Origin of the sequence: Azoarcus sp. DD4, from assembly GCF_006496635.1 — a bacterium.
Lineage (GTDB): Bacteria > Pseudomonadota > Gammaproteobacteria > Burkholderiales > Rhodocyclaceae > Azoarcus.
Map to the genome: position 1 here is coordinate 1,177,773 of NZ_CP022958.1, position 25,761 is coordinate 1,203,533.

Annotated in this window: 19 protein-coding genes and 2 tRNA genes; 19 read left to right on the forward strand and 2 right to left on the reverse strand. The window is 67.3% G+C overall.

All coding sequences use genetic code 11. The features are described from left to right. Window positions 1–3: 3 nt before the first annotated feature. From hflK to CJ010_RS05645, 5 genes are read left to right on the forward strand one after another with little or no spacing between them, the layout of a single operon-like run. A complete protein-coding gene (hflK, locus tag CJ010_RS05625) occupies window positions 4–1,254 on the forward strand; it encodes an FtsH protease activity modulator HflK (RefSeq protein WP_141017129.1) in 1,251 nt (416 codons plus the stop codon). Continuing rightward, window positions 1,254–2,135 carry a protease modulator HflC gene (gene hflC, locus CJ010_RS05630; RefSeq protein ID WP_141020586.1) on the forward strand — a complete coding sequence of 294 codons (882 nt, stop codon included), beginning with the start codon at window positions 1,254–1,256 and terminating at the stop codon, window positions 2,133–2,135. The genes hflK and hflC overlap by 1 nt, the downstream gene beginning before the upstream one ends. Before the next feature lie 7 nt (window positions 2,136–2,142). Further along, a complete protein-coding gene (locus tag CJ010_RS05635; RefSeq protein ID WP_141017130.1) occupies window positions 2,143–2,328 on the forward strand; it encodes a DUF2065 domain-containing protein in 186 nt (61 codons plus the stop codon). Window positions 2,329–2,335: 7 nt separating this feature from the next. Then, a complete protein-coding gene (locus tag CJ010_RS05640; RefSeq protein WP_141017131.1) occupies window positions 2,336–3,490 on the forward strand; it encodes an ATP phosphoribosyltransferase regulatory subunit in 1,155 nt (384 codons plus the stop codon). Between the two features lie 4 nt (window positions 3,491–3,494). Beyond that, a complete protein-coding gene (locus CJ010_RS05645; RefSeq protein ID WP_141017132.1) occupies window positions 3,495–4,805 on the forward strand; it encodes an adenylosuccinate synthase in 1,311 nt (436 codons plus the stop codon). A 170-nt stretch (window positions 4,806–4,975) separates the two neighbouring features. Here CJ010_RS05645 and CJ010_RS05650 read toward each other — a convergent pair. Both CJ010_RS05650 and CJ010_RS05655 read right to left on the reverse strand, forming a co-directional pair. Continuing rightward, window positions 4,976–5,060: transfer RNA gene (locus tag CJ010_RS05650), tRNA-Leu, on the reverse strand. Between the two features lie 161 nt (window positions 5,061–5,221). Then, window positions 5,222–5,306: transfer RNA gene (locus tag CJ010_RS05655), tRNA-Leu, on the reverse strand. Window positions 5,307–5,344: 38 nt separating this feature from the next. On the opposite strand from CJ010_RS05655, the gene rnr reads away from it, so the two are divergent. The 14 genes from rnr to CJ010_RS05725 all read left to right on the forward strand — a co-directional run bounded on the left by rnr (window position 5,345) and on the right by CJ010_RS05725 (window position 25,761). Further along, on the forward strand, window positions 5,345–8,101 hold the full coding sequence (gene rnr / locus CJ010_RS05660) for a ribonuclease R (RefSeq protein ID WP_141017133.1): 2,757 nt from the start codon (window positions 5,345–5,347) through the stop codon (window positions 8,099–8,101). Continuing rightward, window positions 8,094–8,846 (forward strand): 23S rRNA (guanosine(2251)-2'-O)-methyltransferase RlmB, encoded by a 753-nt coding sequence (rlmB, locus tag CJ010_RS05665; RefSeq protein WP_141017134.1) that lies wholly within the window; start codon window positions 8,094–8,096, stop codon window positions 8,844–8,846. Before rnr ends, rlmB begins: the two co-directional genes overlap by 8 nt. 121 nt (window positions 8,847–8,967) lie before the next feature. Beyond that, the gene (locus CJ010_RS05670) at window positions 8,968–10,266 is read left to right on the forward strand and encodes a nitrate regulatory protein (RefSeq protein WP_141017135.1); all 1,299 of its coding nucleotides are present in this window, start codon (window positions 8,968–8,970) and stop codon (window positions 10,264–10,266) included. A 294-nt stretch (window positions 10,267–10,560) separates the two neighbouring features. Beyond that, a complete protein-coding gene (locus tag CJ010_RS05675; RefSeq protein ID WP_141017136.1) occupies window positions 10,561–11,820 on the forward strand; it encodes a CmpA/NrtA family ABC transporter substrate-binding protein in 1,260 nt (419 codons plus the stop codon). 91 nt (window positions 11,821–11,911) lie between these two features. After that, entirely contained in the window at window positions 11,912–12,868 is a 957-nt protein-coding gene (gene ntrB, locus CJ010_RS05680; RefSeq protein WP_141017137.1) for a nitrate ABC transporter permease, read from the forward strand. 23 nt (window positions 12,869–12,891) lie between these two features. Further along, entirely contained in the window at window positions 12,892–13,686 is a 795-nt protein-coding gene (locus tag CJ010_RS05685) for an ABC transporter ATP-binding protein (RefSeq protein WP_141017138.1), read from the forward strand. A gap of 132 nt (window positions 13,687–13,818) precedes the next feature. Then, window positions 13,819–14,658 (forward strand): tellurite resistance TerB family protein, encoded by an 840-nt coding sequence (locus tag CJ010_RS05690; protein ID WP_141017139.1) that lies wholly within the window; start codon window positions 13,819–13,821, stop codon window positions 14,656–14,658. Between the two features lie 493 nt (window positions 14,659–15,151). Next, on the forward strand, window positions 15,152–15,916 hold the full coding sequence (cobA, locus tag CJ010_RS05695; RefSeq protein ID WP_141017140.1) for a uroporphyrinogen-III C-methyltransferase: 765 nt from the start codon (window positions 15,152–15,154) through the stop codon (window positions 15,914–15,916). 11 nt (window positions 15,917–15,927) lie between these two features. Beyond that, complete coding sequence (nirB, locus tag CJ010_RS05700; RefSeq protein ID WP_141017141.1) at window positions 15,928–18,429, forward strand: nitrite reductase large subunit NirB; 2,502 nt, start codon at window positions 15,928–15,930, stop codon at window positions 18,427–18,429. After that, complete coding sequence (gene nirD / locus CJ010_RS05705) at window positions 18,401–18,706, forward strand: nitrite reductase small subunit NirD (protein ID WP_141017142.1); 306 nt, start codon at window positions 18,401–18,403, stop codon at window positions 18,704–18,706. Before nirB ends, nirD begins: the two co-directional genes overlap by 29 nt. Window positions 18,707–18,978: 272 nt before the next feature. After that, window positions 18,979–21,735, forward strand: a complete 2,757-nt coding sequence (locus CJ010_RS05710; RefSeq protein WP_240794510.1) for a molybdopterin-dependent oxidoreductase — start codon at window positions 18,979–18,981, stop codon at window positions 21,733–21,735. A gap of 58 nt (window positions 21,736–21,793) precedes the next feature. Further along, window positions 21,794–22,963, forward strand: a complete 1,170-nt coding sequence (locus CJ010_RS25255) for a methyl-accepting chemotaxis protein (protein ID WP_141017144.1) — start codon at window positions 21,794–21,796, stop codon at window positions 22,961–22,963. Window positions 22,964–23,000: 37 nt separating this feature from the next. After that, the gene (locus CJ010_RS05720; protein ID WP_141017145.1) at window positions 23,001–23,909 is read left to right on the forward strand and encodes a nitrate- and nitrite sensing domain-containing protein; all 909 of its coding nucleotides are present in this window, start codon (window positions 23,001–23,003) and stop codon (window positions 23,907–23,909) included. 10 nt (window positions 23,910–23,919) lie between these two features. Then, window positions 23,920–25,761: a bifunctional diguanylate cyclase/phosphodiesterase gene (locus CJ010_RS05725; protein WP_141017146.1), complete on the forward strand. Its 1,842-nt coding sequence runs from the start codon at window positions 23,920–23,922 to the stop codon at window positions 25,759–25,761.

Here is a 25,761-nt window from a genome sequence, read left to right on the forward strand (position 1 = left end):
CTCATGTCACTTAACGACCCACGCTGGGGCGGCCAGGGCGACAGCAATGGCAATCGCGGCGACGGCAACCGCGGCGGCAACCAGGGGCCCCCGGATCTCGAAGAGGTCTGGCGCGACTTCAATCAGCGCCTGTCGGGCATGTTCGGCGGCAAGCGTCAGGGCCGTGGCAGTGGTGGTGGCGATGACGGCGGCGGCCCGCAGTTGCCGGTCTTCTCATTCAAGCAGTTCGGCGGTGGCCTCGGCGCCCTGGTTGCGCTGGTCGCACTCGTGTGGTTGGCGAGCGGTCTCTATACGGTCGATGCCAATCAGCGCGGCGTGGTGCTGCGGTTGGGCAAGTTCACCGAAACCACCGAGCCGGGCCTGCGCTGGCGTCTGCCTTATCCGTTCGAGAGTCACGAACTCGTCGACCTCACCGGGGTGCGCACCGTCGAGGTCGGCTACCGCGGCTCGGAGCGCAACAAGGTGCTGCGTGAATCGCTGATGCTGACCGATGACGAAAACATCATCAACATCCAGTTCGCGGTGCAGTACGTGCTGAACAGTCCGGAAAATTACGTATTCAACAACCGCTTCCCGGACGAGGCGGTAGCGCAGGCGGCCGAGACGGCGATGCGAGAGATCGTCGGCAAGAGCCGGATGGACTTCGTGTTGTACGAAGGGCGCGAGGAGATTGCCGCCACCGCGCATGAATTGATGCAGCGCATTCTCGACCGCTACCAGACCGGCATCCTCGTGAGCCGCGTCACGATGCAGAACGCCCAGCCGCCCGAGCAGGTACAGGCTGCGTTCGATGATGCCGTGAAGGCGGGCCAGGACAGGGAGCGGCAGAAGAACGAAGGCGAGGCCTATGCCAACGATGTCATCCCGCGTGCCCGCGGCACGGCGTCGCGGCTGGTCGAGGAGGCCAACGCTTATCGTGCGAGGGTTGTCGCCAATGCGGAAGGTGAGGCCAGCCGTTTCGATCAGGTGTATACGGAATACAAGCGAGCGCCTGAAGTCACGCGCGAGCGTCTCTATCTCGAGACGATGCAGCAGGTGATGTCCAGCACCAGCAAGGTTCTGGTGGATGCGAAGGGTAACGGCAACCTGTTGTTCCTGCCGCTCGACAAGCTGATGCAGCAGGCAGCCGGTGGCAGTTCGGCGGTTGCCGCCGAGCCGCAGGCGACCCTGCCGCCGGCAATGAATGCGCCGGTCGGATCGCAGGATCCGCGTAGTCGCGATCTGGTGCGCAACCGCGAGCGGGGAGAACGATGATGCGCGATAAGCTTTCCGTTATCGCAGGGGTGGTGCTGTTCGCCGTGGTGCTGGCATCGATGTCGCTGTTCACCGTCGATCAGCGTCAGTACGCGATCGTGTTCCAGCTCGGTGAGGTCAAGGACGTCATCGATGCGCCGGGTCTGAACGTCAAGCTGCCGATGATCCAGAACGTTCGCTATTTCGAGAAGCGCATCCTCACCATGGATACGCCGGAGCCTGAGCGCTTCATCACGTCCGAGAAGAAGAACGTGCTGGTCGACCACTTCGTCAAGTGGCGTATCGTCGATCCGCGCCTGTACTACGAGTCGGTCGCCGGTGACGAGGCGCGCGCACGCACCCGTCTCAATCAGACGGTCAACGCCGGTTTGCGCGAGGAGTTCGGCAAGCGCACGGTGCATGATGTCGTTTCCGGCGCTCGCGACCAGATCATGGAAGACATGCGGGTCAAGGCCGACCAGGATGCTCGCAAGATCGGTGTCCAGATCATCGATGTGCGTCTGAAGCGGGTCGATCTCCCGACCGAAGTGTCGGAGTCGGTGTATCGCCGCATGGAAGCCGAGCGCAAGCGCGTCGCCAACGAGCTCCGCTCGCAGGGTGCGGCGGAGGCCGAGAAGATACGCGCCGATGCGGATCGCCAGCGCGAGGTACTGATTGCAGGTGCTTATCGTGAGGCGCAGCAGGTGAAGGGTGCGGGCGATGCGAAAGCGACCGCGATCTACGCCGAAGCGTTCGGTCAGAGTCCGGAGTTCTATTCTTTCTACCGTAGTCTCGAGGCCTATCGTGCGAGCTTCGATGGCAAGGACGACGTGCTGGTGGTCGATCCGAGTTCGGACTTCTTCAAATTCATGAAGAATTCCGGAGGGGTGCGAAGGAACTGATCCCCGGATGGGCTCCAGTTTGTTGATGGCCTTCGCGCTGATGTTGATCATCGAAGGCATCCTTCCGTTTGTCGCGCCAGCCGCCTGGCGCGAAACTTTTTTGCGGCTCGCGAGCATGGCGGACGGGCAGATCCGGTTCATCGGATTGTCGTCCATGCTGCTCGGCGTGCTTCTCCTGTTTGTTTTCAGCTGAGTCTTTCATGCGCTGGGTATTGCCCGATCATATTCAGGACGCGTTGCCGTCCGAGGCTGCCGGTCTGGAGGCGTTGCGCCGCAGGCTGCTGGATGCTTTTCGCAGCCGCGGCTACCAGCTTGTCATGCCGCCGCTGCTGGAGTATCTCGATTCGCTGACCACCGGGGCGGGCCAGGATCTCAAGCTGCGTACCTTCAAGCTGGTCGATCAGCTGTCGGGGCGCACGATGGGGGTGCGGGCCGACATGACGCCGCAGGTGACCCGCATCGACGCGCATCTGCTCAATCATGCGGGCGTGTCGCGGCTGTGCTATTGCGGCAGCGTCCTGCATACATTGCCTTCGACCCTGACCGCTACGCGCGAGCCGCTGCAGCTCGGCGCCGAGCTCTACGGCCATGCGGGGATAGAGGCCGACATCGAGATCGTGCGACTGCTGGCCGACGTGATGCGCCTGGCCGAGGTGCCCGCGAGCCGTATCGACATCGGGCACGTCGGTATTTTTCATGCGCTCGCCGCGCGCGCCGGCCTCGTGCCGGGGCGGGAGGAGGAGCTGTTCGATCTGCTGCAGGCCAAGGACGTGCCGGGTCTGCGCGAGATGGTGGCCGATGTGGCCGAACCGGTGCGCAGCGCGCTGCTGATGCTGCCGGAGTTGTACGGTGGTCCGGATATCCTCGACGTGGCCGCGCAGCGCTTGCCGGTCGATGCCGAGATCGCAGCTGCTCTGGATGATCTGCGGCGCCTTGCCGGGGCGCTGGCAGATCTGCCCATCAGCTTCGACCTGGCCGACCTGCGTGGTTACCACTATCACAGTGGTGTGGTGTTCGCCGCATACGGCAGTGGTTCGCCAGCAGCCTTGGCGCTGGGTGGTCGTTACGATCGCGTCGGCGAGGCGTTCGGCCGGGCACGGCCGGCGACGGGCTTCAGCCTCGATCTGCGCGAACTGGCGTTGCGTCTGCCGGTGGCACCGATGGTCGGTGGCATTCTGGCGCCTGTCGGCGGCGATGCCGCGCTCGAGGGCGTAGTGGCGGCCTTGCGGGCGGAGGGCGAGATCGTCGTCGCCTGTCTGCCGGGACATGATGGAACGTGGAACGCGGCCGGTTGCGACCGGCAGCTTGTGATGCGGGAAGGCGCCTGGGTCGTCGAACCGCTTCAGGGAGAGTAAGGGTATGGCAAAGAACGTGGTGGTCGTCGGCACCCAGTGGGGCGACGAAGGCAAGGGCAAGATCGTCGACTGGTTGACCGATCATGCGCGCGGCGTGGTGCGTTTTCAGGGTGGTCATAATGCCGGCCATACGCTGGTGATCGGGCAGAAGGAATACAAGCTGAATCTGGTGCCGTCCGGCATCGTGCGCGAAGGCGTGGCCTGCTACATCGGCAATGGTGTCGTGCTGGATGCGCATCACCTGTTGTCCGAGATCCGCACCCTGGAGGCGGGCGGCATCAAGGTGCGCGAGCGGCTGCGCATCAGCCCGGGCTGCCCGCTCATACTCGGCTATCACGCTGCGCTCGACCGCGCACGGGAGGCGGCCAAGGCAGCTTGCGACAAGATCGGCACCACCGGCAAGGGTATTGGGCCAACCTACGAAGACAAGGTCGCCCGTCGTGCACTGCGCGTCTACGATCTCTTCGACCGCGAACGCTTTGCGGCCAAGCTCAAGGCCAATCTCGAATACCACAACTTCGTGCTGACTCAGCATCTGGGTGCCGAACCCGTCGGTTTCGACGAGGTGTTCGACGAGGCGATGGCCGATGCGGCCGAGATTCTGCCGATGGTTGCGGATGTGTCGGCCGAACTCTACGCAGTGAACAAGTCCGGCGGCAGTCTGCTGTTCGAAGGCGCCCAGGGTACTCTGCTCGATATCGATCACGGTACCTACCCCTTCGTCACCTCCAGCAACTGTGTGGCGGGTCAGGCCGCGGCGGGTTCAGGTGTTGGCCCCGGCCGCCTGCATTACGTGCTGGGCATTACCAAGGCCTACTGCACCCGCGTCGGTGGCGGTCCGTTCCCGACTGAACTCGATATCGAAACGGCCGGCACGCCGGGTGAGCAGATGTCGACCAAGGGGCGTGAGTTCGGCACCGTCACGGGGCGCAAGCGTCGCTGTGGTTGGCTTGATCTGGCCGCGCTCAAGCGTTCGATCATTATCAATGGCGTCACCGGCCTGTGCATCACCAAGCTCGACGTGCTCGACGGTCTGGCCGAGTTGAAGCTGTGCACCGGTTACATGCTGGACGGCAAGCGCGTCGACCTGCTGCCGATGGGGTCGGAAGAGGTGACGCGCTGCGAGCCGATCTATGAGGTGATGGCGGGCTGGTCGGGTACGACCTTCGGCGCACAGAGCTGGGATGCGCTGCCGCAGGAGGCGCGTGCATATCTGCACCGGATCGAGGAGATCTGCGAGATACCGATCGATGTCATCTCTACCGGTCCGGAGCGTGACGAAACCATCCTGCGCCGCCATCCCTTTGGTGCCTGAGCGTCAGATGCAAGAAGCCGGTCGAAAGACCGGCTTGTCGTTCTGGCGTCCCATGCAGTGCGAGTGCGGTGACGGCGCAGCTGCCGTCGTGTCGCCCAGGTCCGGGGTGGATCGCAATAGTGGCGACGTAAACGCAAAAGACCGGCACAAGGCCGGTCTTTGCTTGAAACTGGTGCCCAGAAGAGGACTCGAACCTCCACGCCTCGCAGCGCTAGTACCTGAAACTAGTGCGTCTACCAATTCCGCCATCTGGGCAGGGACCGCGATTATAGCCACGACCTACAAAGAAGGAAAGTCGTTTTTTGGAATTTCGATGATATCGTTCGGCGGTATGCAAACGCGTGTTGCCGAACAGGCCGAACAGATCGACGACCGCAACAAAAAAGCCGCTCCGAAGAGCGGCTTTCCTGTGAAACTGGTGCCCAGAAGAGGACTCGAACCTCCACGCCTTGCAGCGCTAGTACCTGAAACTAGTGCGTCTACCAATTCCGCCATCTGGGCAAGAGCGGCGCATTATAAGCACGAATAGAAGAATGTCAATGAGTAGAAATAGAAAAAAATCCAATACCCCGGCCCTTGGGGCCGAACAAGCCGCCCCGGCGCGTGGTCGCCGCTCCGGTACATCGCGCACCGAGCCGCAAGCAGGCAAGGCCGGGCGCAAGCCGGCCCTCAGCAAGATCCGCAAGGCCGATCCTTTCTTCGAGCGCGAGTCTGCCCAATACGACTATCCGCTGCCCAGCCGCGAGTACATCGAGCAAGTGCTGGCGGAGCAGGGCGTGCCGATGTCCTTCGCCGCGCTGGCAGCGGCGCTCGACATACAGACGCACGAACTCGAGCATTTCGAGCGTCGCCTGCGTGCCATGGAGCGTGATGGCCAACTCCTGCGCAATCGCCGCGATGCCTTCCTGTTGCCGGACAAGGCCGATCTGATTCGCGGTCGCGTCGAGGGGCATCCTGACGGCTTCGGCTTCCTGGTGCGTGAGGACGGGCAGCCCGACATCTTCCTCGGCCCCAAGGAAATGCGCGAGGTTCTGCACGGCGATCGTGCCATTGTCCGCATCGCCGGGCAGGATCGGCGTGGGCGGCCGGAAGGCAAGATCGTCGAGGTGCTCGAGCGCGCCAACACCCGCGTCGTCGGCCGTGTGCTCAACGAGCACGGCGTCATGATCGTGGTGCCGGAAAACCGCCGGTTGGCGCAGGACATCCTGGTTGCGCCGGGGGGCAAGAAGGTGCTGCCCGGCCAGGTGGTGACGGTCGAGCTGGTCGAGCAACCGACCAAGTATGCGCAGCCGATCGGTCGCGTCGTCGAAGTACTGGGCAACTACGCCGACCCCGGCATGGAAATCGAGATCGCGCTGCGCAAGCACGACCTGCCCTTCGAGTTCTCGGCCGAGACCAAGGCCGAAACGCGCAAGCTGCCTGCGACGGTGCGCAAGAAGGACTGGGCCGGCCGCGAAGACATCACTGCGCTGCCGCTGGTCACCATCGATGGGGAGACCGCCAAGGACTTCGACGATGCGGTGTATTGCCAACGCCAAGGCCGCGGTTTCCGCCTGGTGGTGGCGATCGCCGACGTTTCGCACTATGTGGCGGCAGGTAGTGCGCTCGACAAGGATGCCTACGATCGTGGCAACTCGGTGTATTTCCCGCGGCGGGTGATCCCGATGCTGCCGGAAAAGCTCTCCAACGGATTGTGTTCGCTCAATCCGCAGGTGGAGCGGTTGTGCATGGTCGCAGACATGAGCATCTCGCTGACCGGCGCGATCAAGGCCTACCGTTTCTATCCGGCGGTGATGTTCTCGCACGCCCGGCTCACCTACACCAAGGTGGCGGCCGCGCTGTACGACAAGGACGCAGCCGCGCTCGACGAGGTCGGTGCGCTGCTGCCGCAGCTCGAGGATCTCGACAAGCTGTTCCGGGTGTTGCTGAAGGCGCGAGCAAAGCGCGGTGCGATCGATTTCGAGACCACCGAGACGCGGATGATCTTCGATGACAACGGCAAGATCGAACGCATCGTCCCGGAAACCCGCAACGACGCGCACCGCCTGATCGAGGAGTGCATGCTGGCTGCCAACGTCTGCGCGTCCGACTTTTTGCAGAAGCACGAGCACGCGGCGCTCTATCGGGTGCACGAGGGGCCGACGCCGGAGAAGCTCGACAAGCTGCGCGGTTTCCTTTCCGAGTTCGGCATGGGCCTGGGCGGCGGCGACGAACCGCATGCCAAGGATTACGCAGCCCTGCTCGACAAGGTCAAGGATCGCCCCGATGCCCAGCTGCTGCAGACGGTGATGCTGCGCTCGCTGCGCCAGGCGGTGTACAGCCCGGACAACGTCGGTCACTTCGGCCTCGCCTACGAGGCCTATACCCACTTCACCTCGCCCATCCGCCGCTATCCCGACCTGCTGGTGCACCGCGCGATCAAGGCTGTACTGAAGAGCGAAAAGTACGCTGCGGGTGATTGGGACGACATCGGCCTGCACTGCTCGACCACCGAGCGCCGTGCCGACGAGGCGACCCGCGACGTGGTGTCCTGGCTCAAGTGCTACTACATGCAGGACAAGGTCGGCGAGGAGTTCGAAGGCAGCGTTTCGGCGGTGGTGCCGTTCGGCCTCTTTGTCGCGCTCGACGACATCTTCATAGAGGGCCTGCTGCACGTTTCCGAGCTCGGCGCCGACTACTTCCATTTCGACGAGACCCGCCACGCGATGCTGGGCGAACGTACCGGCAAGCAGTTCCGTCTGTCCGACCGGCTGAGGGTGCAGCTGGTCCGCGTGGACATGGTGACGAACAAGATCGATTTCCGCCTGGTCGAAGGGCCGTTGCTCGCCAAGCCGGCGACTATCGTGGCCGAGGCGCCCGGAAAAACTGGCCGCAAGGCGAAGTCGGCGGCGCCCGTCGATGTCGCGCCGGTGCTGCAAAGTGCGCCCGAAACGGTAGAATCGCGCCCCGCCGCAGCCGTGGCGGAAACAAAGACACCGGTTCGTCGGGCACGTGCGGCATCGCCCAAGCGGGCTGCCGAGGTGGTCGAACCTGCCGTTGCGGAAGAGGCAAAGCCTGCAGCTACGAAGCCTGCCGCAAAGCGTGCTACGGCCAAGCCGGCGACGGCGAAGGTGAAGTCCCCGGCGGCGAAGGTTCCGGCAACCAAGGCTCCGGCAACCAAGGCCGGCAAGCCGGCGGCGGCTAAGTCGAAGCCGGTCAAGGCTAAAACCACGACTGCCAAGAAGGCTCCGGCCAAGACGAGCAAGGCCGCCAGCGGTACGAGCAGTACAGCAAAGAAGGGAAAACGCATTGGTTAAAGCCGCAGACACCTCCGCCTCCCGCCTGATCTACGGCTTTCATGCCGTATCGGCGAAGCTGCGCCAGGCACCGGAGGCGGTGTTCGAAATCTACCTGTCGGGCGACCGCAAGGATGCCCGCGTCAAGAAATTCCTCGCCGTGGCCGAAGCTGCCGGCGTGCGTATCGTGCCCAGCGAAGGCGATCGGCTCGACGCCATGGTCGGTACCCGTCGCCATCAGGGGGTCGTGGCGCGCATCGACGCCACCCGGCGCGAGCTCAAGCTGGCCGACGTGCTCGACAGCCTGGACGAGAACGCGCTCATCCTGGTGCTCGACGGCGTGCAGGATCCGCACAATCTGGGCGCCTGCCTGCGGGTGGCCGACGCCGCCGGTGCGCATGCGGTGATCGCGCCCAAGGATAGGGCGGTCGGGCTCAATGCCACCGCGGTCAAGGTGGCGAGCGGGGCTGCCGACACCGTGCCCTATATCACCGTTACCAACCTGGCGCGGGCCTTGCGCGAGATGCAGGAGGCGGGCATCTGGGTGGTGGGAGCTGCCGGCGAGGCAGAAAAATCGCTCTACGAGGTCGACCAGAAGGGGCCGGTGGCCTGGGTGCTGGGGGCCGAGGGCGATGGTCTGCGCCGGCTGACGCGCGAGACCTGCGACGAGCTGGCCCGCATTCCCATGCACGGTAGTGTCGAGAGTCTCAACGTCTCGGTGGCTAGCGGCATCTGCCTGTTCGAGGCACGCCGCCAGCGCGACTGAGCGCCACAAAAGTGGCATGCGGGACGGCGTGTGCGGCCAGGCGCACGCGTCTTGCTTGCCGCAGTCAAAGTAGTCATCGAAACAGGAAGGCGATGGACGTGCATCGACAGCGAGGTCGAGGATGAAATCTGCGCTGAGTTTTCTGGTCGCGGCCAAGCGCTGCGAAATCCACGGGCTGGAGCAGCTCGAAGTCACCTGCGGGCTGGTAAAGCAGGTCGGGGAGCTGATCCACATGCTGCAGAAAGAGCGCGGCGCATCCAATGTGTTTCTCGCCTCGCGCGGCAGCCGCTTCGGCGAGCAGCGCGCGGAGCACGTGGCGGCCAGCGTCGCGGTCGAGGCAGCGGTGCGCGAGCTGTTCGAACGGCTTGCCACCGATTCTGCCCGCATGGCTGGCGGCATGCGCCTCTTCAGCCGCATCGCCTATGTGCTGCACGGACTCAACACCTTGCCTGAACTGCGCAGGCGTGTCGCCCAGCACCAGATCACGGCCGAACTGTCCACCCGCAGCTTCAGCGAGTTGATCGCCGGCCTGCTGGCGGTGGTGTTCGAGGCGGCCGACACGGCTGTCGATCCGGCCATTTCGCGCGCGCTGGTTGCGCTCTTCAACTTCATGCAGGGCAAGGAACTGGCCGGCCAGGAGCGTGCGGTCGGCGCCGCCGCCTTCGCCGCCGGGCGGCTGGAGGCCGGCGAGCAGCAGCGCATGCTCCATCTGATCGACGGTCAGGAGCGCTGCTTCCAGCTCTTCGTCGAATTTGCCGATCCCACACTACGCACCATCTGGCGCAACGCCCAGACCACGCCCGAAATCGCCGAACTTGAACGCATGCGCCGCATCGCCACGACCACGGCGGCGGGCAAACCGGTGCCGGACAGCAGCGACCGCTGGTTCGAGTGCGCCACGGCCCGCATCGACGTGATGCGCCAGGTCGAGGACTGTGCGACCAACGCGCTGCTGCAGTTGTGCGAAACCAAGCTCGCCGCCGTGCGTGCGGATCTCGACAGCCATACCCGCGTGCTCGACACGCTGACTGCGGCCGGGGGGGATGCGCTGCCGCCCGCCACGCTGGAGGCCCTGCTCCAGCAGGCCGGTGCCGGCCTGGCCGCGGTGCCGCCGGCGCCGCCGGGCGGTCTGCCTGCTGGCGACGGCCTCGGGCCGCAACTCGGCCGCTCCGTGCTGGAGCTGATGCAGGCGCAGTCGCAGCGTCTGCAGACCATGAGCGACGAACTCAATACCGTGCGCGCCGCGCTCAACGAGCGCAAGCTGGTGGAGCGTGCCAAGGGGCTGCTGATGGCCAGCCGCGGGTTGAGCGAGGAAGAGGCCTACAAGCTGCTGCGTCAGACCGCCATGAACCAGAACCGTCGCCTGGTCGAGGTCGCCGAGGCCACGCTCGCACTCGCCGACGTGTTGCGCCCCGAGTAAATCCCCTCTTGCCGCACTGGCTTTGTGCGGCACGTCTGCCTATTGCACTGCAGCAGTGCGCATTCGCGCATTCGCTGCAGGCCGCAAACCGCACAGATCTGGCGCAAACCCGCATTTCCAGCGGTTTTCCGAAGCTGGCACGCTTGCTGCTAATCCCTTGGTAAGCCGAACCAACGACGGTTCGGCGTTCGATATCTGACGAACACTGGACAACGGCGTCCATTTCCTTACTGCACCAGTTGTAGCAAGGAGATGGGCGCCTTTTTGTTTTTGGACTTCGCCAAGGAGCGCGAGATGACCAAGCAGACCATCAAGACCCCCGAACTGTCCCGCCGGGGATTCCTCAAGGCCGGCGCCGCTGCCGGTACCGCCACGCTGCTGTCCGGGCTGTTCCCGGGGGGCGTGTGGGCGGCGGGTTCCGACGCGCCGGAGAAGAAGGAAATCAAGGTCGGCTTCATCCCGCTCACCGACTGCTCGTCGGTGGTGATGGCCGCGACGCAGAAGTTCGACGAGAAGTACGGCATCAAGATCATTCCGAGCAAGGAAGCGAGTTGGGCAGCGGTGCGCGACAAGCTGGTGTCCGGCGAGCTCGATGCGGCGCACGTGCTCTACGGCCTGGTCTATGGCGTGCATCTCGGCATCGGCGGCCCGAAGAAGGACATGGCGGTGCTGATGACGCTCAACAACAACGGCCAGGCGATCACGCTCTCCAACCAGATGAAGGAGAAGGGGGCGACCGACGGTGCCTCGCTGAAAAAGGTGGTCGCCGCCAGCGCGCCGGGCACCTACACCTTTGCCCAGACCTTCCCGACCGGCACCCACGCGATGTGGCTGTATTACTGGTTGGCCGCCAACGGCATCCACCCCTTCCAGGACGTCAAGTCCATCGTGGTGCCGCCGCCGCAGATGGTGGCCAATGCGCGCGTCGGCAACATGCACGGCTACTGTGTGGGCGAGCCCTGGAACCAGCGCGCCATCGTCGACAACGTCGGCTTCACCGCGGTCACCACCCAGGACATCTGGACCGACCATCCGGAAAAGGTGCTCGGCACCACCGGTGATTGGGTGGCCAAGAACCCCAACAGTGCCCGCGCGCTCACCGCCGCGGTGCTGGAGGCCTCGCGCTGGATCGACGCCTCGATCGCCAACCGCCGTACCACTGCGGAAACCGTGGCGGCGCGCTCTTACGTCAATACCGACATGGACGTCATCCTCGGCCGCATGCTCGGCCGCTACGAAAACGGCCTCGGCAAGACCTGGGATGATCCCAATTTCATGAAGTTCTTCAACGACGGCGCGGTGACCTTCCCTTACCTGTCGGACGGCATGTGGTTCCTCACCCAGCACCGCCGCTGGGGTCTGATCGACAAGGATCCGGATTACCTCGGGGTGGCCAAGGCGGTCAACCGTATCGACATCTACAAGCAGGCCGCCACTGCCGCTGGCGTGTCCCTGCCCAAGAGCGAGATGCGCAGCAGCAAGCTGATCGATGGCGTGGTGTGGGACGGCAAGGATCCGGCGAAGTACGCCGGCAGCTTCAAGGTGAAGGTCTGAGCGAACCCGGCGCCGCACCGCCCCGGCACGCCGGCCCCTTCGGGGGCGACCGTGGAGCGGGCGGGGGCACAACGAATGTAAGGAGCGAATGATGGCGACTGCAACTGTGACGATGGATGGTGCGTCGGGCGTGGCGCCCGCCGCCGAAGGTGTCGATGCCCCCGCTGCGCGCAGCACCGCGGTGCGGAGTGAAAAGGTGACGGAGAAGGCTGTGGAGCAAATCGTGAAGCCGGCCGCCGCACCAGCGGCCAAGAACCCCGGCAGGGTGGGCGAGTGGTTGCAGGCGTTGCTGCGCGCGGTGTTGCCGCCAGTGATCGGCATGGCCCTGCTGATCGGTCTGTGGCACCTCGGCACGCTCAACGGCGGCGGCATTCCCAGCCCGGCCAAGACCTGGCAGGCGGCGGTGGCGCTGTTCTCCGACCCCTTCTATCGCGAAGGCCCCAACGACCAGGGCATAGGCTGGAACGTGCTGGCCTCGCTGCAGCGCGTCGGCATCGGCTTCGGCATCGCCGCGCTGGTTGGCATTCCGGCGGGCTTCATGCTCGGCCGCTTCGCGGTGCTGTCGCAGATGATGAACCCCATCATCAGCCTGCTGCGTCCGGTGAGTCCGCTGGCCTGGCTACCGATCGGCCTGCTGGTGTTCCAGCGTGCCGACCCGGCCGCGACCTGGACCATCTTCATCTGCTCGATCTGGCCGATGATCATGAACACCGCCCAGGGCGTGACGCGCATTCCGCAGGACTATCTCAACGTCGCCCGCGTGCTCAACCTGTCCGAGTGGAAGATCTTCACCAAGATCCTGTTCCCGGCGGTGCTGCCCTACATGCTTACCGGCATCCGCCTCTCCATCGGCACCGCCTGGCTGGTGATCGTGGCCGCGGAAATGCTCACCGGCGGCGTCGGTATCGGCTTCTGGGTGTGGGACGAATGGAACAATCTCAAGGTTGAGCACATCATCATCGCCATTTTCGTGATCGGCATCGTCGGTCTCATCCTGGAGCAGGCGCTGATGCTGATCGCGCGCCGCTTCAACTACGAAAGCCGCTAACGGGCCACTGAGGAGTCACGGTCATGAGCAAGAAAATCGTCCAGATCGAAAACGTCGGCCAGACGTTCGAGACCAAGAAGGGCAAGTTCACCGCGCTGCGTGAGATCGACCTCGACATCTTCGAAGGTGAGAGCGTCTCGCTGATCGGCCACTCGGGCTGCGGCAAGTCCACCCTGCTCAACCTCATCGCCGGCCTCACCCGGCCGACTTCCGGGGTGATGCTGTGCGACGGTCGCGAGATCGCCGGCCCCGGCCCCGAGCGCGCGGTGGTGTTCCAGAACCACTCGCTGCTGCCCTGGCTGACCTGCTTCGACAACGTCTACCTGGCAGTGGAGCGGGTGTTCTCCAGCAAGGAAGGCAAGGCCAAGCTCAAGCAGCGCACCCACGACGCGCTGGCGCTGGTCGGCCTGACGCACGCCGAGAACAAGTACCCGCACGAAATCTCCGGCGGCATGAAGCAGCGTGTCGGCATCGCCCGCGCGCTGTCGATGCAGCCGCGCATCCTGCTGATGGACGAGCCCTTCGGCGCACTCGACGCGCTCACCCGCGCCAACCTGCAGGACGAGCTGATGAAAATCCTCGCCGCGACCAAGGCCACCATGGTGATGGTCACCCACGACGTCGACGAGGCGGTGCTGCTGTCCGACCGCGTGGTGATGCTCACCAACGGTCCGGCGGCCACCATCGGCGAGATCCTGGAAGTCGGCCTGGAGCGCCCGCGCGACCGCCTGGCGCTGGCGCACGACCCGCATTTCGCCGAATGTCGCGCGGCCATCATGGAGTTCCTCTACCAGAAGCAGTTGCGCGTCGCCGCGTAAGCGCAGGCGGAGGCCGGCTCCCGGGCCGCCACCGGGCGCCGGCGATCAGGCGCTTCCAGGCGCGCACGCGCCCGGCGCAACGGCCTTCCGCCCGACTACAATCGAAAGCTCGATACCTCGCGGGAGAAGGGCATGAGCTTTGGAGACATCGTCGGACGGATGCTGCAGCAGGGCATGACCAGCCAGAGCCGGACACGCCTGGAGCACAGTATGGGGCCGCAGGGCCTGGGCGGCGTGCCGGGTTTGGGCGACTTGCTCGGCGCGGTGCTTGGCGGTCAGGGGGCGGGCCGTGCGGGCGGTGGCGGCCTCGCCGACATCCTCGGTGGCGCGCTCGGCGGTCAGGCGCCGCGTGCTTCCGGCGCCGGGCTGGGCGATCTGCTGGGTAGTGTGCTTGGCGGGGCGACGCCGGGTGGCACCGGTGGGCTGGGTGACGTCCTCGGCAGCGTCCTGGGCGGCGGTCGTGCTAGCCAAACCGGCGGCAGCAATCCCCTCGGCGGCGCGGGCATGACCATCCTCGCGACCATCGCCATGGCCGCGCTCAAGAACTGGACCCGGTCGGGTAATGGCGCGCTGGGCCTGACGGCTGCCGCACCGGAGGAAATGGCGGCGCTCACCGCGCCGGAGACCGGGCAAGTCGTGCTGCAGGCCATGCTCTGCGCGGCAAAAGCCGATGGCGCGGTCGACGAAGCCGAGATCCAGCGCATCGTCGGGGAAATCGACGACGACGGCGTCAGCCCGGCGGAGAAGGAATTCCTGTTCGCCGAACTGCGCAAACCGCTCGACCTGCAGGCCCTGGTCGCAGCGGTACCCGACCAGGCGGTGGCGGCGCAGGTCTATGGCGCGTCCTTGCTGGCGATAGATCTCGACACCGAGGCCGAGGTCGCCTACCTGCGCCAGTTGTCTGCGGCCCTCGGCCTCGATTCCGCTACCGTCGCACGGCTGCACGCGCTGACCGGCGCGCCCGCGATCTGAACAAGGGCCGGTTCGGCGCCGCCACTCCGGCAGGCGCTGACCGGTGCCGTCATGTTCGCGATGCTGTCGACGGATTACGGCTGCACCTCGAACCCTCCGGGCAAGTCGGAAATCCCCGCCTGTTTCTGCCGGGATGGGGCGCATCCGTCCTCCTTCGTCGCGGCGGACGGGCCGTGGAAGCACGATGTGCGATGTTGTGGTGCAGCATCCTGGTACATGCACCAGTGCGGTGCCGGCAAGCCGGCGTGGCGCGACTCATCTATTCCCGCAGATTCAAGTAAACATCGATAAATCAATCGCTTGATCAATTTCGCTCCGGCTGGCACCGCTCTTGCATTAGATCGGGTATAGGCCGGGGCAACGAGGCTCCGGCGCAGTGCTGATGTATGGCATGCGGACAACGGCGTCCGTCGTTCAACCGGGTCGGAAGACCTGGAAAACGACGCGATGCCGTTTTTTTTCGCCTTACGTTTTTGTAGTGGAGAGTTCGATCATGGCCAAGGTGTTACTCGTCGGAGCCGGCCCGGGTGCTGCAGACTTGCTGACCCTGCGTGCGGCCCGCGCCATTGGTGAGGCCGATGTGCTGCTTGCCGATGCGCTGGTCACGGATGAAGTGTTGGCGCTGGCCAAGCCGAGCGCCCGGGTGCTGCGCGTGGGCAAGCGCGGAGGCATGAAATCGACGGCGCAGGATTTCATCCACCGTGTGATGGCGCGTTATGCACGGCGTGGGCTGACGGTGGCGCGGGTCAAGGGCGGTGATCCCTTCCTGTTCGGCCGCGGCGGCGAGGAGGCCGAATATCTCGAAGCGCTCGGCATCGACGTCGAGGTGGTGCCCGGTCTGACCTCGGGCATCGCGGTGCCGGCGGCGGTCGGCATTCCGGTCACCCACCGTGCTTACACCCACGGCGTCACCCTGGTCACCGGCACCGCCGGCGACGGCCGCGACGAACCCAACTGGGCGGCGCTCGCCAAGTGCGGCACCACGCTGGTGATCTACATGGGCCTGGGCCGCCTGCTCAACATCGTCGCCCGCCTGATCGCCGCCGGCATGCCGCCCGACACCCCGGCCGCCGCGATCGCTTCCGGCACGCTGCCCGGCCAGCGCCACGTCAAGGGCACGCTCGCGGACCTCCCCAACCGTGTCATCGCCGAAGGCCTGTCCTCGCCGGCCATCATCGTCGTCGGCGAAGTCGCCGCGCTCGCCCGGGTCCAGGATCTGGGCATCGACGAAGCGGCCGCCCGCGTCCTCGCCGCCTGAAGGAGAGCATCATGCGCAAACAGAAACTCGTCATGGTCGGCAACGGCATGGCCGGCGTGAAGACCCTGGAAGAGCTGCTCAAGCACGCCCCCGACGTGTTCGACATCACCGTGTTCGGCGCCGAGCCACACGGCAACTACAACCGCATCCTGCTGTCGCCGGTGCTGGCGGGCGAGATGAGCCTGCCCGACATCATGCTCAACGACATGGACTGGTACCGCGACAACGGCATCACCCTGCATGCCGGCCGCCGCGTGGTCGAGATCGATCGCGCCCGTCGCGTGGTGCGCGCCGACGACGGCACCGAAGCCGCCTACGACCGCCTGCTGCTCGCCACCGGCTCGGTGCCCTTCATCCTGCCGGTGCCGGGCAAGGACCTGCCGGGCGTGATCGCCTACCGCGACATCGCCGATACCGAGGCGATGATCGCCGCGGCGAAACATCACCAGCACGCGGTGGTGATCGGCGCCGGCCTGCTCGGCCTCGAAGCCGCCAACGGCCTGGTGCTGCGCGGCATGGACGTCACCGTGGTGCACCTCGGCGGCTGGATCATGGACCGCCAGCTCGACAAGCCGGCAGCCGACCTGCTGCAGGCCTCGCTCGAAGCCAAGGGCATGCAGTTCTGCCTGCAGGCGCAGACCGCCGAACTGGTGGCCGGCGAGAGCGGCCGCGTCGCGGTGGTGAAGCTGAAGGACGGCAGCGCGATCCCCGCCGACCTGGTGGTGATGGCCGCCGGCATCCGCCCGAGCACCGGCCTTGCCGAATCGGCCAAGCTGCACTGCGACCGCGGCATCGTGGTCAGCGACACCCTGCAGACGGTGACCGACCCGCGGGTGTATGCGGTGGGCGAATGCGTCAATCACCGCGGCACCGCCTACGGCCTGGTCGCGCCGCTGTTCGAGCAGGCCAAGGTCTGCGCCAATCATCTGGCCGGTTACGGCATCGGCCGCTACACCGGCTCGGTGACCTCGACCAAGCTCAAGGTCACCGGCGTCGATGTGTTTTCCGCCGGCGACTTCATGGGCGGCGAGGGCTGCGACGAGATCGTGCTGCACGACCGCGCCGGCGGTGTGTACAAGAAGCTGGTGCTGAAGGACGACAAGCTTGCTGGCGCGGTGATGGTGGGCGACACCGCCGACGGCGCCTGGTACTTCCAGCTGGTGCGCGAAGGCAAGGACGTCTCCGAGCTGCGCGACCACCTGATGTTCGGCCAGAGCTTTTCGCAATCCCACCTCGGCGACGCCGGCCACCAGGGCCAGAGCCAGGCCGCGCTGCTGCCCGACACCGCCGAGGTGTGCGGCTGCAACGGCGTGTGCAAGGGCACCATCGTCAGCGCCATCCGCGAGAAGGGCCTGTTCACCCTGGACGACGTGCGCAAGCACACCAAGGCGTCGAGCTCCTGCGGCTCCTGCACCGGCCTGGTCGAGCAGATCCTGGCTTCCACCGTCGGCGGCGCCTACCAGGCCACCGACAAGTATGACAAGCCGGTGTGCGGCTGTACCGACCATACCCATGGCGCACTTCGCGACGCGATCCGCAGCCAGAAGCTGCTCACCATCCCGGCGGCGATGAAGGCGCTGGAATGGAAGACGCCCAACGGCTGCGCCACCTGCCGCCCGGCGCTGAACTACTACCTGCTGTCCACCTGGCCGCACGAGGCCGAAGACGATCCGCAGAGCCGCTTCATCAACGAGCGCGCCCACGCCAACATCCAGAAGGACGGTACCTACTCGGTGGTGCCGCGGATGTGGGGCGGGCTGACCACGCCGGCCGAGCTGCGCGCCATCGCCGACGCCGCCGAAAAGTACCAGGTGCCGACGGTGAAGGTCACCGGTGGCCAGCGCATCGACCTGCTCGGCGTCAAGAAGGCCGACCTGCCGAAGATCTGGGCCGACCTCAACGCCGCCGGCATGGTCTCCGGCCACGCCTACGGCAAGAGCCTGCGCACGGTGAAGACCTGCGTCGGCATGGAGCACTGCCGCTTCGGCACCCAGCTGGCGATGGAGATGGGCGTCAAGCTGGAGAAGATGCTGTTCGGCATGTGGAGCCCGCACAAGGTCAAGCTGGCGGTGTCCGGCTGCCCGCGCAACTGCGCCGAATCCGGCATCAAGGACGTCGGCGTGATCGGCGTCGATTCCGGCTACGAGCTGTACGTCGCCGGCAACGGCGGCATCAAGACCGAGGTCGCCCACTTCTTCTGCAAGGTCGGCAGCGACGAGGAGGTGCTGGAGTACGCCGGCGCCTTCCTGCAGCTCTACCGGGAAGAAGGCTATTACCTCGAACGCACCTGCCACTACATCGAGCGCGTCGGCCTCGACCACGCCAAGAAGCAGGTGGTGGAGGACGCCGCCAACCGCAAGGCGCTCTACGAACGCCTGCTGTTCGCGCTGAAGGACGCCCCCGACCCCTGGGCCGAACAACAGGCCGCGCCGCTGGCCCGCAACTACCAACCCATCGTCATCGACGCCAACCCGGGAGATCGCCATGGCCTGGCAGAAACTGTGTCCCCTTGAAGAGATCCCGGCGCTCGGCGCCCGCGTCGTCGAGTGCGGCGCCGGCGACATCGCGGTGTTCCGCGCCGAGGGCGACGCGGTGTTCGCGCTGCGCGACGCCTGTCCGCACAAGGGCGGCCCGCTGTCCCAAGGCATCGTCCATGGCCACAAGGTGACCTGTCCGCTGCACGGCTGGAACATCGAGCTGGGTACCGGAACCGCCTGCGCGCCGGACGAAGGCTGTGCGGAACGCTATGCGACCAAGGTGGAGCAGGGCGTGGTGTGGCTGGATGTGTGAGGGCAAGGCGCTGATTCTTGCTCCTCCCCCTTCAAGGGGGGCGTAGCCGGGGTTTCGGCAAGCACTGCTTGCCGCCGGCGGAGCGGCGAGGCGAAGCCGAGACTACTGGTTGGGAGGGGGATGGGTTGGGGCGGGTATCTGCGTTGTGTGTACCCCATCCCCACCCCAGCCCTCCCCTTGAAGGGGAGGGAGCAAATTCTGCCGACCGCCCCGGCGCGCTGCGCCCGGCGGTGCAAAGAGAAGCAAAAGGAATCAAGAATATGGAGCCGAACATGAACCTGGCCGACCTGGGCCTGAAGGCAAACGAAACCCGCTCGGTGTGCTGCTACTGCGGCACCGGCTGCGGCGTGATCGTCGAGCATGACGGCAGCCGCATCACCGGCGTGCGCGGCGACCCGACCCATCCGGCCAACTTCGGTCGGCTGTGCACCAAGGGCTCCACCCTGCACCTGGCCGCCGCGCCCGGCGGCCGCGCGCGCCACCCGGAACTGCGCAGCGCCCGCGCCGGCAGCCGCCGCCGCGTCGGTTGGGACGAGGCGCTCGACACCGCCGCCGACCGCTTCGCCGCGATCATCCGCGAGCACGGCCCGGACGCGGTCGCCTTCTACATCTCCGGCCAGTTGCTGACCGAGGACTACTACGTCTTCAACAAGCTCGCGCGCGCGCTGGTCGGCACCAACAACATCGACTCCAACTCGCGGCTGTGCATGTCGAGCGCGGTCGCCGGCTACAAGGGCACGCTCGGCAGCGACAGCGTGCCGGCCAGCTACGAAGACCTCGCGCTCGCCGACCATCTGCTGATCGCCGGCGCCAATCCGGCCTGGGCGCACCCCATCGTGTTCCGCCGCATCGAGGACGCCCGCCGCGCCAACCCAGACCTCTTCATCACCGTGGTCGACCCGCGCCGCACCGAAACCGCCGAATTCGCCGACCTGCACCTGCAGATCGCCCCCGGCACCGACGTGCTGCTCTACAACGCCATGCTGCAGGTGCTGCTGTGGGAGGACATGGTCGACCGCGATTTCATCCGCGACCACACCAGCGGCTTCGACGCGCTGCGCGCGCAACTCGCCGACTGCTCGCCGGGTAACGTCGCCGGCGTCTGCGGCGTGCCGGCCGAGAAGATCGTCGAGGCCGCGCGCCGCTTCGGCAAGGCGCGCGGCGCGGTGTCGCTGTGGTGCCAGGGCCTCAACCAGTCCCACCACGGCGTCGCCAACAACGCCGCGCTGATCCATCTGCACCTGGCCACCGGCCAGATCGGCCGTCCCGGCGCCGGTCCCTTCTCGCTCACCGGCCAGCCCAATGCGATGGGCGGGCGCGAGGTCGGCGCCATGGCCACCATTCTGCCGGCCCACCGCGACCCCGCCAATCCCGCGGATCGCGCCGAGCTGGCGACGCTGTGGGGTGTGCCGGCGCTGCCGGAAGCCCCCGGCCTCGCCGCGGTACAGATGTTCGACGCCATCGGCGACGGCAAGATCAAGGCGGTGTGGATCGCCTGCACCAACCCGGCGCAGTCGCTGCCCGACCAGGACAAGGTGCGCGCCGCGCTGGACAAGGCGGAATTCGTCGTGGTCCAGGAAGCCTTCGCCGATACCGAAACCGTGCCCTATGCCGACCTGCTGCTGCCGGCGGCGAGCTGGGGCGAGAAGTCCGGCTCGGTCACCAATTCCGAGCGCCGCGTCAGCCGAGTGCGCGGCGTGGTGCCGGCGCCGGGCGAAGCCCGCTCCGACTGGGCGATCGCCGCCGACTTCGCGCGCCGCCTGCAGACCCGCCTCGCGCCTGCCGCCGCGGCAGGCTTCGACTGGGCCGACGAGGCGGCGGTGTTCGCCGAGCACGTCAGCCTGTCCGCCGGCCGCGACTGCGACATGAGCGGCCTGTCCTACGGCGTGCTCGAAGCGCTCGGCCCGCAGCAGTGGCCTTACCCGCAAGGCGCCAGCGGCGGCACGCCGCGCCTCTTCAGCGACGGCCGCTTCAACACCGCCGACGGCCGCGCCCGCTTCAATCCGGTCGGCTTCCCGGTGCGCCACGCGCCGCTGCCGGAGCCGACCGATGCCTACCATCCCTTCGTGCTCACCACCGGCCGCCTGCGCGACCAGTGGCACGGCATGAGCCGCACCGGCAAGGTCGCTGCGCTGTGGGGGCACTCGCCGCGCGCCGAGGTGGCGCTGAACCCGGCCGATCTCGCCCGCCGCGGCTTCAGTGCCGGTCAGCTGGTCAAGATCGCCAGCCGCCGCGGCGCGCTGGTGCTGCCGGTGGCCGCCGACAGCGGCGTCGCCCCCGGCCAGGCGTGGATTCCGATGCACTGGGGCGGCGCCACGCTGGCGCAGCCGGGCACCAATGTGCTGACGTCGCCGGCCACCGATCCGGTGTCGAAGCAGCCCGCGCTCAAGCAGTCCGCCGTGTCGATCAAGCCCGTCGATTTCGGCTGGCGCGCGGCTTGGGCGGCACTTGCCGCCGATGCGGCCGAGGCCTCGGCCTGGATGGACGCGCTGCGCCCGCTGCTCGGCAGTTTCGGCTATGCCGCGCTGTCGCTGGCCGGGCGCGAGCGCAACGTGGTGGTGCTGCAACTGGCCGACGCCCAGCCGGCGCCGGCTGCGTTGCTGGCCGCGATCGACGGTGTGTTCGGCTGTGTCCCCGACGATGAGGCGGTGCTGGCCTTCCGCGACGCCCGGCGCGGCATCGATAAGCGCGCCCGCATCACCGACGGCACGCTGACGGCGATCCGCCTGGTCGGCGAGGTGGCGGCCATCGACTGGCTGATTGCCGCCATCGCCCACGCCGAACCCGCCGAGCCGCTGCGCCGCTGGCTGTTCGCGCCACTGTCCAAGCCGCCGGCCGGGCTCGCCAAGGCGGAACGTACCGTGTGCAACTGCTTTGGCGTCGGCGAGCGCGAGATCCGTGCCGCGATCGCCGGCGGGGCCGACCTCGACGCGCTCCAGGGCGGGCTCAAGTGCGGCACATCCTGCGGCTCCTGCCTGCCGGAATTGCGCCGGCTGGTGGCCGAGGGCGCGAAGCTCGGTGTCGCCTGATCGCAAAGACGCTTAGGCACAAGAACGAGAAAGGGAAACCATGGCCGCGACGATGACGATGAGCAGACCGCACACCGGCAGCGCCGCGCCGCCGCGCCTGTGGCCGCGCCTGCTGGCATGGTGGGCGGCGACACTGGCCGGTGCCGGCCTGCTGATGGCGGGCGAGACCGGTGCGCAGGCGGCGGGCGGCGCGGTGCTGGCTGCTGCGCTGATCGCCGGTTTGCGTACCGTGCGCCGCGTCGAGTGCCGTCTGGCCGAGTTCGACGCCTTTGCCGTGGCCTGCAGCCAGGGCAGTTTCGTCGCCCGCCTGGCGACGCCGGAGGGCGAACTGCTGACCCCGCTGGCCGAGCAGCTCAACATGGCGGCGCGCAGCATGGCCGGCGTGCTGGCCGAACTCGGCCGCGCCACCGACGAACTGCGCAACGTCTCGCGCGAAACCCTGGCCGACGTCGCCGCCGGGGAGGCCGGCGTACGCAGCCAGCGCGACATCACGGTGTCGTCAGCGGCGACGCTGGAAGAGCTCATCACCAGCCTGGCCGCCACCCGCGATGCCGCGGTGGATGCGGCCGGGACGGCCTCGGCGGCGGTGGCCGAGGCCGATCGCGGCGAGGCGCAGGTCGCCACGGTGGCGGGCGCCATGGATGTGCTGGCAGGCGAGGTGGCGGCGGCGGCCGAGGTGGCGACGGCGCTGGCCGAACGGTCGCGCCGCATCGACGGCATCGCCGCGACCATCGCCGGCATCGCCTCGCGCACCAATCTGCTCGCCCTCAATGCGGCGATCGAGGCGGCGCGCGCCGGCGAGGCGGGCCGCGGCTTTGCGGTGGTGGCCGACGAGGTGCGCCAGCTGGCCGACCGCACCGCGGCGGCCACCGGCGAGATCGGTGGCTTGATCCACGAGGTGCTGGCCGAGGTCGACACCCTGGCCGAACTCATCGGCCAGGCCAGCCGTCGCGCGGGCGACAGCAGCGCGCAGGCGCAGGCCGCCGCCGCGGTGCTGGCCGGCATCCGTGGCGCGGCGACGCAGACGCTGGCGCGCATGCGCGAAATCGCCGACGCCAGCGCCGAACAGAGCACCGCCGGCGAGCGCATCGCGGTCGATGTGGAGCAGGTCGCGCGGCTGGCCGACGACAACGCCCTGCGGGTGACCGAGAGCGGCGAGCTTGCCCGTTACCAGGACGAGCTGGTGGGCCGCCTGGAGGCGCGGGTGCGCGTTTACCGCTACGAGTAGCGCGTCGCAGATCGAAGGGAACGGGGATAGGAGCGGGATGATGGAGATCGACATCGGTGCCGTGGCCGCATTGGGCGGGGTGGCGCTGTGGCTGGCGCCGGGCGTGTGGCGTCGTCAGGGCAAGGCAGGTGGCCGGGCCCTGGCGGCGCTGGCCACCGTGGCGCGGCTCACCGAGCTGGTCGCCCATATCCAGCAGCATCGTGGCATGAGCGGCGCGTGGCGCTCCGGCGACGCCAGTTTTGCCAGCCGGCTGCCGGCCAAGCAGCGCGAGGTCGAGGCCGTGCTGGCCGCGCTGTGCGGCGACGCGGCGCTGGAAGAGGGCGAGCGCCTGCCCTGTTTCACCGCGGCCGACGTGTCGGGCCTGCAGGCGCAGTGGCGTGAGCTGCTTGCCGTTCTCGGCCGTCTCAGCCCGGAGGAGAGCTTCCAGCACCACTGCCGTCTGCTGGGCGAGGTGCTCGGCTGGCTGGCTGCCGTGGGCGAAGTCCGCATCGCCCCGGTCGCGGCCGGGGCGGCACCGTCCGATAGCGTGCGCAAGGTGGTGGCCGACCTTCCGGCATTGGCGGAATGCCTTGGCCAGGCGCGTGCGCTCGGCAGCGCCGTGGCGGCGCGTGGCCGCTGCGCGCCGGTGGCGCGGGTCCGGCTGCATTTCCTGGTGTCGCGCGCCACCGAGCTGTTGACGCGTGCCGCGCAGGGCAGCGCCGGCGCACAGGCGCGACGGCCGGCCGAAGGATTCCTGCTGGCGCTGCGCGAACGCATGCTGCTGAGCGCCAGCGTGGACATGGATGCGGCGACTTGCTTCCGTCTCGGTACCGAGGCAGTCGATGCCGTCTATGCCTGGCTGGCGCAGGAGCGTGCTGCGCTCGAACACGCGCTGCAGTCGGCATCGGCCAAGGCCGGAAGTGCCGACGGCTGGGCCGCGCAGCAGCAAGCGCGTTGCCGTAGCTGAAGGCGAAGACATGGAACTGTCGCTGACAACGTTGCCCGGCCTGGCGCTGGCGGCGGGGCTGGCCGCGTGGTGGGGCTGGCGCCTGCATCGCGGCCGGGCGGCGGCGCTGGCGCAGGCCGTGGAAGCCGAACTGCGCTTTCGCAGCATCTTCGACAACGCGGTGCTGGGCATGTACCAGACCACCGAGGACGGCCACTACCTGGCCGCCAACCAGGCGCTGGCCGACCTCTATGGCTATGCCACGCCGGCGGCGCTGATAGCGGGCCTGTCGGACATCGCCGGGCGGCTCTACGTCGAGCGCGGCCGTCGCGACGACTTCAAGGTCATGATCCGCGCCCGCCAACGGGTGGTGGATTTCGAGTCCGAGGTCTACCGTTGCGACGGCGAGCGCATCTGGATCAGCGAGAACGCGCACGCAGTGTATGGCGCTGATGGCCGCTTCCTGTACTACGAAGGCTCGGTGGAGGACATCTCCGAGCGTCGTCGCCATCGCACGCAGCTCGAACACCAGGCCACCCACGATCCGGTCACCGGCCTGCCCAACCGCTACCTGCTGCAGGACAGGCTGGAGCGCGCCATGAGCGGCGCCCGCCGCCGCGGCGAACGCCTGATGGTGGCCTTCATCGATCTCGACAACTTCAAGTTCGTCAACGACAGCATGGGTCACGCCGTGGGCGACCGCCTGCTGGTCGAGATGGCGCGCCGCCTGCAGGCCTGCGTGCGCGAGACCGATACCCTGGTGCGTTACGGCGGTGACGAGTTCGTGCTCATCGTCAGCAGCGCCGCGGTGCAGGCCGATCCGGTGCAGGTGCTGGAGCGGGTGCAGGAAACCGTGCGCCTGCCGCTGATGCTGGAGGGGCGCGACATCAGCATCGGCTGTTCGATGGGGGTATCGGTCTATCCGCGCGACGGTGCGGATCTCGAAACCCTGCTGCGCCATGCCGATGCGGCGATGTACCACGCCAAGGCGGCGGGCAAGGGCCAGTTCCGCTTCTACGAGGCCGGCCTCAATGCGAGGGCGCAGGAGCGGCTGGCGCTGGAGTCGGCGCTGCGGGGCACGCTGGAGCACGGCTGCGGGGAGATCGAGGTCGTCTACCAGCCCAAGCTCGACGCCGGTGGCGGCGTATGCGGCTGCGAAGCGCTGGCACGCTGGCACAGCGCCGAGTTCGGCAAGGTAACGCCCGACCGCTTCATTCCGCTGGCCGAGGAGACCGGCCTGATCATGCAGCTGACAGGCCATGTGCTGCGCACCGCCTGCGAGGAGGCGGCGCGCTGGCCGGCGCGGGAACTCGGCGTGCCCAGCGTGGCGGTGAACATTTCCGCCCGCCATTTCCGCCGCGACGGCCAGTTGCTGACACTGGTGAGCGAGGCCTTGCGCGGCAGCGGGCTGCCGCCGGAACGGCTGCAGCTGGAGCTGACCGAGAGCCTCTTCGTCGGCGATGTCGAGGAGACGGTGAAGATACTCAACGCGCTGAAGAGGCTCGGCGTGACGCTGGCGATCGACGACTTCGGTACCGGCTATTCCTCGCTCGCCTACCTCAAGCGCTTTCCGGTGGACGTGCTGAAGATCGACCGCTCCTTCGTCGGCGAATGCGAGCACGTCGGCGACGCGCGCGCGATCACCAAGGCGATACTCTCGCTCGGTCGCAGCCTCGGGCTGAGCGTGGTGGCAGAAGGCGTCGAGCGCCCGGCGCAGGCGGCTTTCCTGCTGGCCCATGGTTGCGACGAGCTGCAGGGCTATCTCTACGCACGACCGCTGGCGGCCGCGGCCCTGCACGATTTCCTCGCCGCCAACCGGCGCGGCCGGCGTCCGCAGACGCTTGCGCGCCCCGCCCTGGTGGCGCTCGGCTGA